A 13,216-nucleotide genomic window follows, 5' to 3' on the forward strand; every position below is an offset into this window, starting at 1 on the left:
TGTTATATACGCATATAAACCTTTCTGCTTCTCTAAAGCAGAAAGGTTTTTTTATTGTTTGAATGTGGAGGACATTCAAATAATAAAAGTAATGATAACAGTGGACTACACGCATTAAAAATAAAAAATTGCGGAGTCGACCTAAACAAAAAAGGGGTGAACATCATGATTCTATTAGAGAATGTAAGGAAAATATATAAGGCGAAAAGCGGTGATGTCACTGCTGTAGATAACGCCAATTTAAAAATAGAAAAAGGCGAAATATTTGGTGTTATCGGATATAGCGGCGCTGGGAAAAGTTCTTTAATCAGATTGTTTAATCAGTTAGAGAAACCGACTTCTGGCCAAATTACAATTGCGAATCGTGTTATATCAGCAATTACAGGAAGTGAACTTCGTAAGGCAAGGCAAGAAATCGGAATGATTTTTCAGCACTTCAACTTACTTTGGTCACGAACTGTAAGTGAAAATATAGAGTTTCCACTTGAAATTGCAGGTGTTGATAAAACGAAGAGAAGAAAACGTGTTGATGAATTAATTCATCTTGTTGGATTAGAAGGAAGAGGAGACGCGTACCCATCTCAGCTGAGCGGGGGACAAAAACAACGCGTTGGGATTGCAAGAGCATTAGCTAACAACCCACAAGTACTTTTATGTGATGAGGCAACGTCAGCTCTTGATCCAGAAACGACAGATCAAATTTTGGATTTACTATTAGACATTAATAAGCGCCTTGGTTTAACAATTGTACTCATTACACATGAGATGCACGTAATTCGAAAGATTTGTAATCGAGTGGCGGTAATGGAGAGAGGAAAGATTGTAGAAACGGGTCCAGTACTTGATGTATTCCGTAATCCGAAGCAAGATATTACGAAACGATTTGTACAGCAGTTAACAGATTCTGAAGATACAAATGAAACGATTGAAAGTTTAATTGAAAAATATCCAGATGGAAAAGTGATTCGTTTGCAGTTTATCGGTGAGGCTGTAGAAAGACCAGTGCTTCAACGATTGATGCAACGCAGTGATATAGAAGTTAGCATTTTGCAAGGAAATATCGCACAAACGAATAACGGTTCTTACGGTAGTTTAGTTGTTCATTTAAATGGTGAGGAAACAGCGATCCAGCAAGCAATAGAAGGAATTCATCAAGATCAAGTAGAGCTGGAGGTGATTGCACATGGATAAGTTACTCGCAAATGTTGATTGGAATCAAATGTTAGAAGCAACTGGTGAAACGTTATATATGACGGCAATCGCAGCTCTTGCGACATTTGTTTTAGGACTAATTTTAGGATTGTTACTCTTCATGACAGCGAAAGATAATTTATGGGAAAACAAATCAATTAATACGGTGATTGGAGCATTCGTAAACATATTCCGTTCTATACCGTTCATCATTTTAATTATTTTATTAATCCCATTCACAAAGATTCTTCTTGGAACAATTCTTGGAGCAAGTGCAGCGCTGCCAGCTTTAATTATTGGAGCGGCACCATTCTACGCGAGAATGGTTGAAATCGCACTTCGCGAAATTGATAAAGGTGTAATTGAAGCTTCAAAAGCAATGGGAGCAAAAACAAGCACAATTATTTTAAAAGTATTGATTCCAGAATCGTTACCAGCATTAGTATCTGGTATTACAGTTACGACAATTGCTTTAGTAGGCTATACAGCAATGGCGGGAGTTGTTGGTGCTGGTGGTCTTGGAACACTTGCTTACTTAGAAGGATTCCAGAGAGGGAATAACGATGTAACAATCGTTGCGACAATTTGTGTATTACTAGTTGTATTTTTAATTCAGTGGATTGGTGATAGTTTAACGACTCGAATAGATAAACGATAATAAAAAACGGGAGGATGTTTCAAATGAAAAAATTATTACTTACGGCACTTATTTCAACTTCAATTTTTGGTTTAGCTGCTTGTGGCGGGAAAGATAAAGATGAAAAGAAACTTGTTGTTGGTGCTTCTAACGTACCGCACGCTGAAATTTTAGAAAAGGCAAAACCGTTACTTGAGAAAAAAGGAATTGAGTTAGAAATTAAAAAATTCCAAGACTACGTATTACCAAATAAATCGTTAGCGGATAAGGATTTAGATGCAAACTACTTCCAGCACATTCCGTATTTAGAAAAAGAAATTAAAGATAAAAAATATGACTTTGAAGTAGCAGGAAAAATTCATTTAGAGCCAATTGGTGTATATTCTCAAAAATATAAGAGCTTAAAAGAGCTTCCGGACGGTGCAACAATCATTATGAGTAATTCAGTTGCTGATCATGGACGTGGTTTAGCGATTTTACAAAAAGAAGGCATTTTAAAGATTAAAGACGGAATAGATCCAGTTAAAGCAACTCCAAAAGATATTGCAGATAATCCGAAAAATCTAAAATTCAAAACGGATATCGAGCCTGGTTTATTGCCACAAGTGTATAACAATAAAGAAGGCGATGCTGTTTTAATTAACTCTAACTATGCAATTGATGCAAAGTTAAATCCGGAAAAAGATGCCATTGCAATTGAAGGAAATGATTCACCGTACGCAAACATAGTAGCTGTTCGTAAAGGCGATAAAGATAAGAAAGAGATTAAAGCTCTTGTAGAAGTATTACATTCTAAAGAAATTGAAGACTTCATTAATAAAGAATATAAAGGGGCAGTTGTTCCTGTAAAAGAATAATTGCTGAAAAGGGCTGGTCTGATGCCAGCTCTTTTTCATAACTACATAACTATTGGGGAGAAGGGGACATCATATGAAAAAGATTCTATTGTCAGTTGTTACAGCGCTGTCTGTATTTACATTAGCTGCTTGCGGAGGGAAAGATGAGAATAAGCTTGTTGTTGGAGCTTCTAACGTGCCACACGCTGTTATTTTAGAAAAGGCACAGCCGATATTAGAGAAAAAGGGTATTAAATTAGAAATTAAAAAATTCCAAGATTATGTGTTGCCGAATAAAGCGTTAGCGGATAAGGAAATTGATGCGAACTACTTCCAACACATTCCTTACTTAGATAAAGAAATCCAAGAAAAAGGATATAAAATTGTAAACGCAGGAAAAATCCATTTAGAGCCAATGGGCATTTATTCTAAGAAATATAAAAGCTTAAAAGACTTACCAGATGGCGGGACAGTGATTATGAGTAATAACGTAGCGGAGCGTGGCCGTATGTTAGCATTGTTACAAAAAGGCGGCGTGATTAAGCTTAAAGATGGTGTAGATGTGGTTAAGGCGACAGTAAAAGATGTAGTCGAAAATCCGAAAAACTTAAAATTTAAAACAGATGTTGAACCTGGACTTTCACCGAAGTTGTATGAAAATAATGAGGGAGATGCTTTATTCATTAATTCGAACTATGCAATTGATGCAAAATTAAATCCAACGAAGGATGCAATTGCGATTGAAGGAGCAGACTCTCCGTATGCAAACATCATTGCAGTTCGTAAAGGTGATGAGAAGAAAAAAGAAATTAAAGAGCTAGTAGAAGTGTTACATTCAAAAGAAATTCAAGATTTTATTAATAAAGAATATAAAGGTGCTGTACTTCCGGTAAGTGAATAAATATAAGGAAAGGACTGGGAAATTACCAGTCCTTTTTTCTTTATATAAATAAGAAGAAAGGTGTATCATAGAAAGATGTAAAGGAAATACTTATATACATTTGTGAAAAAACGGTTACTTTTTTTCGTCGTTTGCGATATCATTTTATTTGATATAAAATTAGAATGAGAATAAAATGAGAATATGAACGTTTTAGGAATTTTTAAAATGTATATATAGGATTAATGGAGGTATTGAGATGGCTGGTTCTACATTAACGGTTAAAGACTTACACGTATCAATTGACGGCAAAGAAATTTTAAAGGGTGTAAACCTTGAAGTAAAAGGTGGAGAAATCCACGCAATTATGGGACCTAACGGAACAGGTAAATCAACTTTATCTTCTGCAATTATGGGTCACCCAAAGTATGAAGTAACAGAAGGTAGCATCATCATTGACGGTGAAGATGTATTAGAAATGGAAGTAGACGAGCGCGCACAAGCGGGTCTATTCCTAGCAATGCAATATCCAAGTGAAATTAGCGGAGTAACAAACGCTGACTTCTTACGTTCTGCAATTAACGCACGTCGTGAAGAAGGCGATGAAATTTCTCTTATGAAATTTATCCGTACATTAGATAAAAACATGGAATTCCTAGAAATGGATCCAGAAATGGCACAACGTTACTTAAACGAAGGTTTCTCTGGTGGAGAGAAAAAGCGTAACGAAATTCTTCAATTAATGATGATTGAGCCAAAAATCGCAATCTTAGATGAAATCGACTCAGGTCTTGATATCGATGCATTAAAAGTTGTATCTAAAGGTATTAACCAAATGCGCGGCGAAGAGTTCGGTTGCCTAATGATTACGCATTACCAACGCTTATTAAACTACATCACTCCAGACTTCGTTCACGTTATGATGAACGGTCGTATCGTTAAATCTGGTGGCCCTGAGCTTGCACAACGTCTAGAAGCTGAAGGTTACGACTGGATTAAAAAAGAATTAGGTATTGAAGACGAAACAACAGAGCAAGAAGCGTAAGAGAGGAGCATAAACATGACAATCGGTACATTACCTTTCGATCAAGAAACAATCCGTCAACGCGCAAGCGAAGTAAACGAAGCTGCTTGGTTGACTGAGTTCCGCTTACAAGCTCTTGCACAAGCAACAGAACTTCCAATGCCAACGCCTGATAAAACGAAAATTGAAAAATGGGACTTTATCGGAAAAGGCGACGCTGCTAAGCAAGAGCCTGTAAGTTCTTTAACAGAGCTTCCAGAAGCAGTGAAAAACTTAATCGATGAAAATAACAGCGTATTAGTGCAACGTACTGGTACAACTGCGTTCGTTTCTTTAGCAGACGAAGCAAAAGACAAAGGTGTTATTTTCACAGATATCGTAACAGCTGCAACAGAGCATGCTGAACTACTACAAAAGTATTTAATGAAAGACGGCGTGAAAGTAGACGAGCATCGTCTAACTGCACTTCATGCTGCATTAATCAACGGCGGTGCATTCGTATATGTTCCGAAAAACGTTGTTCTTGAAACTCCACTTCAAGCTGTATTCTTAGTAGACGGCGAAGAAGCTAACGTATATAACCACGTATTATTCGTAGCTGATGCGAACAGTACTGCAACTTATGTAGAAAACTATGTTGCAAATGAAAATGCTAAAGGTATTGCAAATATCGTAGCAGAAGTAATCGTGGAACAAGGCGCACAAGTGAAATTCGGTGCGGTTGATCTATTAGCAAAAGACGTAACAACTTACGTTAACCGCCGCGGTGTTGTTGGACGCGACGGCCGCATTGATTGGGCTCTAGGCCTTATGAATGATGGAAACACAATTTCAGAGAACGTTACGAACTTAATGGGCGACGGTTCATATGCTGATACGAAAACAGTAACAATTGGCCGTGGTAACCAAACACAAAACTTTACAACTAAAGTTGTTCACTTCGGTAAACACTCTGAAGGTTGGATTTTAAAACACGGTGTACAAAAAGATAGTGCAACATCTATCTTTAATGGAATTGGTAAGATTGAACACGGTGCATCTAAATCAAATGCACAACAATCTTCTCGCGTTCTTATGCTAGACGAAAAAGCTCGCGGTGATGCGAACCCAATTCTTTTAATTGATGAAGATGATGTTATGGCAGGTCACGCAGCTTCAGTAGGCCGCGTAGATCCGTACCAATTATACTACTTGATGAGCCGTGGTATTCCAAAACGCGAAGCAGAACGTTTAGTCATCCATGGATTCTTAGCACCTGTAGTTAATGAGCTTCCAATTGAAGGAGTAAAAGCACAGCTTGTTGAGGTAATTGAAAGGAAAGTTCGCTAATGAATATTCATGAAATACGCAAACAGTTTCCAATTCTTGATCAAAAAGTGAACGGCAAACAACTTGTTTATTTCGATAGTGCAGCAACTTCTCAAAAACCAATTCAAGTCATTGAAACGTTAGAACGTTACTATAAAGAATATAATTCTAACGTGCATCGCGGTGTTCATACGCTCGGTACGAAAGCTACCGACGCGTATGAAGGTGCACGTGAGAAAGTTCGCAAGTTTATTAACGCGAAATCAATGGAAGAGATTATTTTCACGCGCGGAACGACAACTGCATTAAATACAGTAGCAGCTAGCTATGGCCTTGAAAATGTAAAAGAGGGCGATGAAATCGTTATTTCTTACATGGAGCACCATAGTAACATCATTCCGTGGCAACAAGTTGCGAAGAAAACTGGTGCAACTTTGAAATACCTTCCGCTTCAACCAGACGGTACAATTTCTTTAGAAGATGTTCGTCAAACTGTTACACCGAATACAAAAATCGTTTCTATTATGCAAGTATCAAACGTACTTGGAACGATTAACCCTGTAAAAGAAATCGGAGCAATCGCACACGAAAACGGAGCAATTATGGTCGTTGATGGTGCACAAAGTACACCTCACATGAAAGTGGATGTACAAGATTTAAACTGTGATTTCTACGCATTATCTGCTCATAAGATGTGCGGACCTACAGGTATCGGCGTATTATATGGTAAGAAAGAATTGCTAAACAATATGGAGCCAATTGAATTTGGTGGTGAAATGATTGATTTCGTAGATTTACAAGAATCTACTTGGAAAGAGCTTCCGTGGAAGTTTGAAGCAGGTACACCGATTATCGGTAATGCAATCGGACTTGGTGCGGCAATTGATTTCCTAGAAGAAATCGGTCTTGATAATATTGAAAAGCATGAGCATGAATTAGCGCAATACGCTTTAGAAAGACTATCAGAAGTAGATGGCGTTACAATTTATGGTCCAAAGCATCGCGCTGGTCTTGTTACATTTAATATTGAAGACGTACATCCTCACGATGTAGCGACTGTATTAGATGTAGAAGGCATTGCAGTTCGCGCAGGACATCACTGTGCACAACCGCTTATGAAGTGGCTAAAAGCTTCTTCAACAGCACGTGCGAGCTTCTATTTATATAATACAAAAGAAGAAATTGATACATTTGTTGAATCGCTAATCAAGACAAAGGAGTATTTCACAAATGTCATTTAATAATTTAGATACGTTATATCGTCAAGTTATTATGGATCATTACAAAAATCCTCGTAACCATGGCGTGTTAGAAGATAGTGTTACCGTTAACTTGAACAATCCAACTTGCGGCGATCGTATTCAACTTACGATGAAAGTAGAAGAAGGTATTGTGCAAGAGGCGAAGTTTGAAGGCGAAGGATGTTCAATCTCAATGTCTTCAGCTTCAATGATGACACAAGCAGTAAAAGGTAAGAAAATTGAAGAAGCACTTCAGCTTTCGAAAATTTTCTCTGACATGATGCTAGGAAAAGAGTACGATGACAGCATCGATTTAGGAGATATTGAAGCATTACAAGGCGTATGCAAGTTCCCTGCACGTATTAAATGTGCAACATTAGCGTGGAAAGCGTTAGAAAAGGGCTTAAACGAAGATAAGTAATGTTAAAGGTTCCTAAAAATGAGGTTATCTAAGGAGGGACACACCAACATGGCGAAGCAACTGCCAGATATCGGCGATTACAAATATGGTTTCAAAGACAAAGACGTTTCGATTTTCCGTGCTGGACGCGGTTTAACAAAAGAGATCGTTGAAGAGATTTCACGTATGAAAGAAGAACCACAGTGGATGTTAGACTTCCGTTTAAAATCACTGGATAAGTTCTATGAAATGCCAATGCCACAATGGGGCGGCGACTTAAACGACTTAGATTTCGATGAAATTACGTACTACGTAAAACCATCTGAGAAATCTGAGAAGTCTTGGGATGAAGTACCTGATGAAATTAAAGCAACATTTGATAAATTAGGTATTCCAGAAGCTGAGCAAAAATATTTAGCTGGTGTATCTGCACAGTACGAATCTGAAGTTGTATACCACAACATGAAAGAAGACCTAGAAGCTCTAGGAATCGTCTTCAAAGATACAGATAGCGCATTAAAAGAGAACGAAGATATTTTCCGTGAGCATTTCGGAAAAGTAATTCCACCAACAGACAACAAATTCTCTGCATTAAACTCTGCAGTTTGGTCTGGTGGATCATTCATCTACGTTCCAAAAGGTATTAAAGTTGATACACCACTTCAAGCGTATTTCCGTATTAACTCTGAAAATATGGGACAATTCGAGCGTACGCTTATCATCGTAGACGAAGGCGCACACGTACACTACGTAGAAGGTTGTACAGCACCTGTTTACACTACTAACTCACTTCACAGTGCGGTAGTAGAAATCATCATTAAAAAAGATGCGTATTGCCGTTATACAACAATCCAAAACTGGGCGAACAACGTATACAACCTAGTTACAAAACGTGCGGTTTGTGAAGAAAACGCAACGATGGAATGGATTGATGGTAACATCGGTTCTAAATTAACGATGAAATACCCAGCAGTTATCTTAAAAGGCGAAGGCGCTCGTGGTTTAACATTATCAATCGCGATTGCTGGTAAAGGCCAACACCAAGATGCTGGTGCGAAAATGATTCACTTAGCACCAAACACGTCTTCAACAATCGTTTCTAAATCGATTGCGAAGCATGGTGGTAAAGTAACTTACCGTGGTATCGTACACTTCGGACCAAAAGCGAAAAACTCTCGCTCTAACATCGAGTGTGACACGTTAATCATGGATAACCAATCTACATCTGATACAATTCCTTACAACGAAATCAAAAACGATTACGTTTCACTTGAGCACGAAGCGAAAGTATCGAAAGTATCAGAAGAACAATTATTCTACCTAATGAGCCGCGGTATTTCTGAGCAAGAAGCTACAGAAATGATCGTAATGGGCTTCATCGAGCCATTCACTCGCGAACTTCCAATGGAATACGCAGTTGAAATGAACCGTCTAATCAAGTTTGAGATGGAAGGTTCTATTGGTTAATAGATAAAGTAGAAGCGCCCTGCTGTGCAGGGCGCTTTTTTGTTTTGCGGATTTGTCGTGGCTTGGGAGAGGATACCCGGGTGGGTGTTCAGCTAAATATATCAACGATTTTTCAAATATATCGATCATAAACGGGAATATATCAACGATTATTTCAATATATCAACGTTTCGACAAGGAATATCGATTTGTCGACAAGATAAGACAAAAGAAAATCCTCACATAACCCAAACATTTTATAAGAACAGAGAACGACTAGGTTTAAGACAAAGATACTGACAAATCCACTTGAACAACCACCCACTGAATTCTCTATTAAACTTTTTGACAAATCCACCCCTCCCTCCACTATCTGGAATTCTTTCCTGCATTAGCAAAAGTTTCTCATATGAAAAGGACAATCTTTTGCTTTTTCCCTCAATGCGAGTACAATGTAAAATAGCAAGAAAAGACGAAAAGTATTTACAGGATTATTGCGTACGCGTAGCGTAAATGGCAGTAAGGAACTGAGAGGAGGTTTTTTCTCTGAATATAAATAAAGAAACAATCATCCACCTTTATCATACAAACGATATACATAGTCATTTTGAAAATTGGCCGCAAATTTCTCGGTTTGTTCTAGGGGAGAAAAAGCGAAGACAGGAAGCGGGAGAGACTGTTTTGACGGTTGATATCGGTGATCATGTGGATCGTTTTCATAGTATTTCGGAAGCGACAAATGGCCTTGGGAATACGAAGCTTTTAAATGAGGCGTTATATGATTATGTAACGATCGGAAATAATGAAGGCATTACGTTAGCGAAGGAGCATTTGAATCGTCTATATGATGATGCTGGATTTGAGGTGCTCGTTGCGAATTTATTTGAAAAAGAAGGGGTACGTCCAGCGTGGGCGAAGCCTTATAAATTGCACACAACGACGGATGGGATTACCATTGCTTTTATCGGATTAACGGTAGCTTATCCAGAGTTTTATCATATGCTCGATTGGCATATTGAAGATCCGCTTATCCATTTAGAGTCTATTTTAGAAGAAGTGAAAGATGAGGCGCATATTACCGTTGTCCTATCTCACCTTGGAAAAAGTATGGATGAGTATATGGCAGAGCATTATGATATAGATGTTATTTTAGGTGCACATACGCATCATTTATTTGAGCGTGGTGTTCTACTGAACAATACTTTACTTTGCTGTTGTGAAAAGTGGGGACGTTACGTTGGCCACGTTCAGCTTACTGTGGATAAAGAGACGAAGAAGTTGTTGGAAAAGGACGGTAGAGCGATTAAGACGGAACGGTTAGGTGCTTATAGCGATCCGTTATCCACAATTGAAATACTGCAGGAAGAAAGTAAGCATATAATGGCAGAGCCTGTCGTTCATTTAAAAGAGTCATTACCGGTTGATTGGTTTCAGGAGACGCCGTTTTCTCATATGTTAGCAAGCGCGCTGAAAACATGGTGCGATGCAGAGATTGGCATGGTGAACGCCGGTGTACTTCTTGAAGGGCTAGAAGAGGGTGTTGTAACGCGCGGAGATATTCACAGAATTTGTCCACATCCAATTAATCCGTGTGCTTTGAAAGTTCCAGGAAAGATATTAAGAGAAGTTATTTTGAAAGCACGTAAGCCGAATATGGAGAATCTTGAGGTGAAAGGATTCGGATTTCGGGGAAAAGTGATGGGGAAAATGATTTATGCTGGTGTAGAAGTCATTCCAGATACGATTCCTGGCAATAAAATTTTATTAGAAGATGTATTGATTAACGGCGAATCGCTGGAGTTAGATCGTATATATACGGTAGGAACAATCGATATGTTTACGTTTGGATACTTATACCCAGAGCTATCCACACTTTCTGGCAAACAATATTATATGCCAGAACTACTTAGAGATGTGTTAACGGATATGTTAATAACTCATACAACTTCCGTTAAACTATAGGCTAGTTAACTTGTAACACTCATTTTTCTCTTGTCATACAGATAAGAAAGAGAGGAGTGTGAACTATGGTTAATGTGGAGCCAATTATAATTGATAATTATACGTTTATTGCGGTTAGCGTGAAACTTCCAAAGACGAATTTGCTAGCTGTAATGAGCGATAAAGGATATATTATGTGCGGTGCATTAGATATAGGTCTTTTAAATGAGAAGTTAGGTGATCGAGGTATTATTGCTGGCCGCGCGGTTGGTGTAAGAACGATTGAACAACTTCTTGAAGCGCCGCTAGAATCAGTAACGATTGAAGCCGAAGCTTTAGGTATTACGGCTGGTACAATCGGAAAAGAAGCGTTATTAAAAATGAGATAAGCATATATCGTCCCTCCTTCTTGCATAGAAATGCTATAAGAAGGAGGGTTTTTTATGAGTATATTTCGTTCGAAAAATTCGCGGTTTCGAAGGGGACCTATTTCCTTTCGGCACATACTGCTTATGTCGTTTATTCTTTTTGTCATATTACTCGTGCAAGGATTATGGATTGTGAACAGCAGCATTCAGCCGACCTTAATTAAATATGGGGAAGTAGAGACACATAAAATGGCGACAGCAATTATGACGAAGGCGGTAAAGGATAGAATTAATGAAGGATTCGATGTCGATTCATTAATGAAAGTACAGAATGATAAAAACGGAAAAGTATCCACAATTAATTTAAATACGAAGCAAGTAAATGAAATCGTAACGTCAACGACCACGTACATAGAAAAATATTTGCAACAAGTAGAACAAGGGAAGTTGAAGGAGCTAGGTATTTCTGAAAAAAACGGGGCGACTATGGCAGTTCCTTTTGGACGTGTAACTGATAATGCACTTCTTGGTAATATAGGACCAGATATTCCGATTCATTTCACGCCAATTGGGCATGTGAATACAGATATTAAACAAAAAATTGAGCCGCATGGAATTAATACTACAGCGATTCAAATTGTTATGGAAATGGAAGTAACATTGCAAGTAATTATTCCATTTCATACGAAAGAGATAACTGTGAAACAAAATGTTCCGATTGCGACGCGTATCGTTCAAGGGGAAGTGCCTACGTATTATGGAAGCGGAAGTGTTGCTGTACCTGATAAAAAGAAAACAGATAGTTAGTTGCATATAAAGTGAAACTCGGCTGAGCCGGGCTGTTACTGGATAAAAAATAACCGTAGCAATGTGCTACGGTTATCGTTTTGTATTGGCGCGTTCTTTTCGCTCCCAAAGGCTTAAATGCATGTATGGATCGAAGGCCCATTCTGTATAGCCATTGTCTTTATATATGCCAAAATGTAAGTGGGGTGGGAATTTTCCGGCTGTACCAGGAGGTCCATAACCAGTGCTACCAACAAATCCAATTACTTTTCCTGGCTCAACAATTTGTCCAAGCTGTATTTCTTTTGAGAACCCGCCTAAATGAGCGTAATAATGGTAATTGTTATGAAGGTCACGAATACCAATGCGCCATCCACCAAGGCGGTTCCAGCCTTTTGTTTCAATAATGCCATAGCAAGTCGATCTTACTGGCACGCCATATCCGGCGAAAATATCGGTTCCTTCATGAATTCGTCTTCCGCCAAAACTTCTTCCAGCGCCGAAAGTACTACGGTAGCTATGGTCACTACGAATCGGAAGAGGAAAAGCATTTCCTTCTAAATTAATACGTCCATAATGTTTATAAATTTGGGCGTACTGGCTAATTAAATCAACTGTTTTTGCACGTCTATAATATTCCCAAAGCATAATTTTAATACGGTCTTCTGACGTTCCTTGTTTCCTTAAAATAGTCGCTGCGGTATGCAGAAGATCACGGTCGCTATTTGCATTTGCAAATCCATCTTTGTCACCATCTAAACCTATTCCGCCAAATAGAGAAATTGTATGGGGGAGAGTATCGTTACTATTAACAGGTCCAGCCCATATTTCTGGTTTGAAATAAAGGGAAATGATGGCATCTGGTTTTTTTGGAATATCTTTTCTTACGCTCCGTATATTTCTTTCATATTGATCCATTGCAGCTAAGTAATACCATGGAATGCCTGAAGACTGCTCGGTTTCTTTATATAGTGCCATGCGCTTTTCGTATATGCTTTGCTGATTATCTTCACCGTAAGCGATGTTTTGGTGGAGAAGAAAACAAATAGAAAGCAAAAGAGAAATTTTTCGAAGCATGAAATAGACTCCTTTCACAACATCACTCTTTTTAGTGTGGGATATACGGAGTATTTCATTATAGGGAACGATTGGAAAAAA

13 protein-coding genes are annotated in these 13,216 nt (G+C 38.3%); 12 read left to right on the top strand and 1 reads right to left on the bottom strand.

All coding sequences use genetic code 11. The annotated features are described in order from the left end of the window. Positions 1-165 precede the first annotated feature (165 nt). The 12 genes from MRP26_RS14320 (at position 166) to yunB (ending at position 12,079) form a co-directional block, all read left to right on the top strand. The gene (locus tag MRP26_RS14320; RefSeq protein ID WP_242806216.1) at positions 166-1,191 is read left to right on the top strand and encodes a methionine ABC transporter ATP-binding protein; all 1,026 of its coding nucleotides are present in this window, start codon (positions 166-168) and stop codon (positions 1,189-1,191) included. Next, complete coding sequence (locus tag MRP26_RS14325; protein ID WP_000359401.1) at positions 1,184-1,849, top strand: methionine ABC transporter permease; 666 nt, start codon at positions 1,184-1,186, stop codon at positions 1,847-1,849. Before MRP26_RS14320 ends, MRP26_RS14325 begins: the two co-directional genes overlap by 8 nt. Before the next feature lie 23 nt (positions 1,850-1,872). Then, on the top strand, positions 1,873-2,685 hold the full coding sequence (metQ, locus tag MRP26_RS14330) for a methionine ABC transporter substrate-binding lipoprotein MetQ (RefSeq protein ID WP_053563423.1): 813 nt from the start codon (positions 1,873-1,875) through the stop codon (positions 2,683-2,685). Between the two features lie 73 nt (positions 2,686-2,758). Then, positions 2,759-3,565 carry a methionine ABC transporter substrate-binding lipoprotein MetQ gene (gene metQ, locus MRP26_RS14335; protein ID WP_000722397.1) on the top strand — a complete coding sequence of 269 codons (807 nt, stop codon included), beginning with the start codon at positions 2,759-2,761 and terminating at the stop codon, positions 3,563-3,565. Between the two features lie 238 nt (positions 3,566-3,803). Further along, positions 3,804-4,589, top strand: a complete 786-nt coding sequence (sufC, locus tag MRP26_RS14340) for a Fe-S cluster assembly ATPase SufC (protein ID WP_000929163.1) — start codon at positions 3,804-3,806, stop codon at positions 4,587-4,589. Between the two features lie 15 nt (positions 4,590-4,604). After that, positions 4,605-5,897: a Fe-S cluster assembly protein SufD gene (sufD, locus tag MRP26_RS14345; protein ID WP_000152173.1), complete on the top strand. Its 1,293-nt coding sequence runs from the start codon at positions 4,605-4,607 to the stop codon at positions 5,895-5,897. Beyond that, on the top strand, positions 5,897-7,117 hold the full coding sequence (sufS, locus tag MRP26_RS14350) for a cysteine desulfurase SufS (protein ID WP_001020767.1): 1,221 nt from the start codon (positions 5,897-5,899) through the stop codon (positions 7,115-7,117). Before sufD ends, sufS begins: the two co-directional genes overlap by 1 nt. Next, entirely contained in the window at positions 7,107-7,538 is a 432-nt protein-coding gene (sufU, locus tag MRP26_RS14355; RefSeq protein WP_000009523.1) for a Fe-S cluster assembly sulfur transfer protein SufU, read from the top strand. The genes sufS and sufU overlap by 11 nt, the downstream gene beginning before the upstream one ends. A 48-nt stretch (positions 7,539-7,586) precedes the next feature. Then, positions 7,587-8,984, top strand: coding sequence for a Fe-S cluster assembly protein SufB (gene sufB / locus MRP26_RS14360; protein ID WP_001118824.1), 1,398 nt, complete (start codon positions 7,587-7,589; stop codon positions 8,982-8,984). Positions 8,985-9,533: 549 nt separating this feature from the next. Then, positions 9,534-10,925, top strand: coding sequence for a 5'-nucleotidase C-terminal domain-containing protein (locus tag MRP26_RS14365; RefSeq protein WP_197234022.1), 1,392 nt, complete (start codon positions 9,534-9,536; stop codon positions 10,923-10,925). A gap of 65 nt (positions 10,926-10,990) precedes the next feature. After that, positions 10,991-11,293: a YunC family protein gene (locus tag MRP26_RS14370; RefSeq protein ID WP_000248461.1), complete on the top strand. Its 303-nt coding sequence runs from the start codon at positions 10,991-10,993 to the stop codon at positions 11,291-11,293. Between the two features lie 54 nt (positions 11,294-11,347). After that, positions 11,348-12,079 (top strand): sporulation protein YunB, encoded by a 732-nt coding sequence (gene yunB, locus MRP26_RS14375; protein WP_078401287.1) that lies wholly within the window; start codon positions 11,348-11,350, stop codon positions 12,077-12,079. Positions 12,080-12,151: 72 nt separating this feature from the next. On the opposite strand, the gene MRP26_RS14380 is transcribed toward yunB, so the two are convergent. Next, positions 12,152-13,135 (bottom strand): M23 family metallopeptidase, encoded by a 984-nt coding sequence (locus MRP26_RS14380; protein WP_242806217.1) that lies wholly within the window; start codon positions 13,133-13,135, stop codon positions 12,152-12,154. Positions 13,136-13,216: the final 81 nt, after the last annotated feature.

The sequence above is a fragment of the Bacillus sp. CCB-MMP212 genome, assembly GCF_022748145.1.
Classification (GTDB): Bacteria; Bacillota; Bacilli; order Bacillales; family Bacillaceae_G; genus Bacillus_A; species Bacillus_A cereus.

Excerpts from the sequence above, each read along its gene's own strand:
- sufU (WP_000009523.1), top strand. The coding sequence starts at position 7,107 with ATGTCATTTAATAATTTAGATACGTTATATCGTCAAGTTATTATGGAT.
- MRP26_RS14320 (WP_242806216.1), top strand. The coding sequence starts at position 166 with ATGATTCTATTAGAGAATGTAAGGAAAATATATAAGGCGAAAAGCGGT.
- metQ (WP_053563423.1), top strand. The coding sequence starts at position 1,873 with ATGAAAAAATTATTACTTACGGCACTTATTTCAACTTCAATTTTTGGT.
- yunB (WP_078401287.1), top strand. The coding sequence starts at position 11,348 with ATGAGTATATTTCGTTCGAAAAATTCGCGGTTTCGAAGGGGACCTATT.
- sufS (WP_001020767.1), top strand. The coding sequence starts at position 5,897 with ATGAATATTCATGAAATACGCAAACAGTTTCCAATTCTTGATCAAAAA.
- metQ (WP_000722397.1), top strand. The coding sequence starts at position 2,759 with ATGAAAAAGATTCTATTGTCAGTTGTTACAGCGCTGTCTGTATTTACA.
- MRP26_RS14325 (WP_000359401.1), top strand. The coding sequence starts at position 1,184 with ATGGATAAGTTACTCGCAAATGTTGATTGGAATCAAATGTTAGAAGCA.
- MRP26_RS14370 (WP_000248461.1), top strand. The coding sequence starts at position 10,991 with ATGGTTAATGTGGAGCCAATTATAATTGATAATTATACGTTTATTGCG.
- sufC (WP_000929163.1), top strand. The coding sequence starts at position 3,804 with ATGGCTGGTTCTACATTAACGGTTAAAGACTTACACGTATCAATTGAC.
- MRP26_RS14380 (WP_242806217.1), bottom strand. The coding sequence starts at position 13,135 with ATGCTTCGAAAAATTTCTCTTTTGCTTTCTATTTGTTTTCTTCTCCAC.
- sufD (WP_000152173.1), top strand. The coding sequence starts at position 4,605 with ATGACAATCGGTACATTACCTTTCGATCAAGAAACAATCCGTCAACGC.
- sufB (WP_001118824.1), top strand. The coding sequence starts at position 7,587 with ATGGCGAAGCAACTGCCAGATATCGGCGATTACAAATATGGTTTCAAA.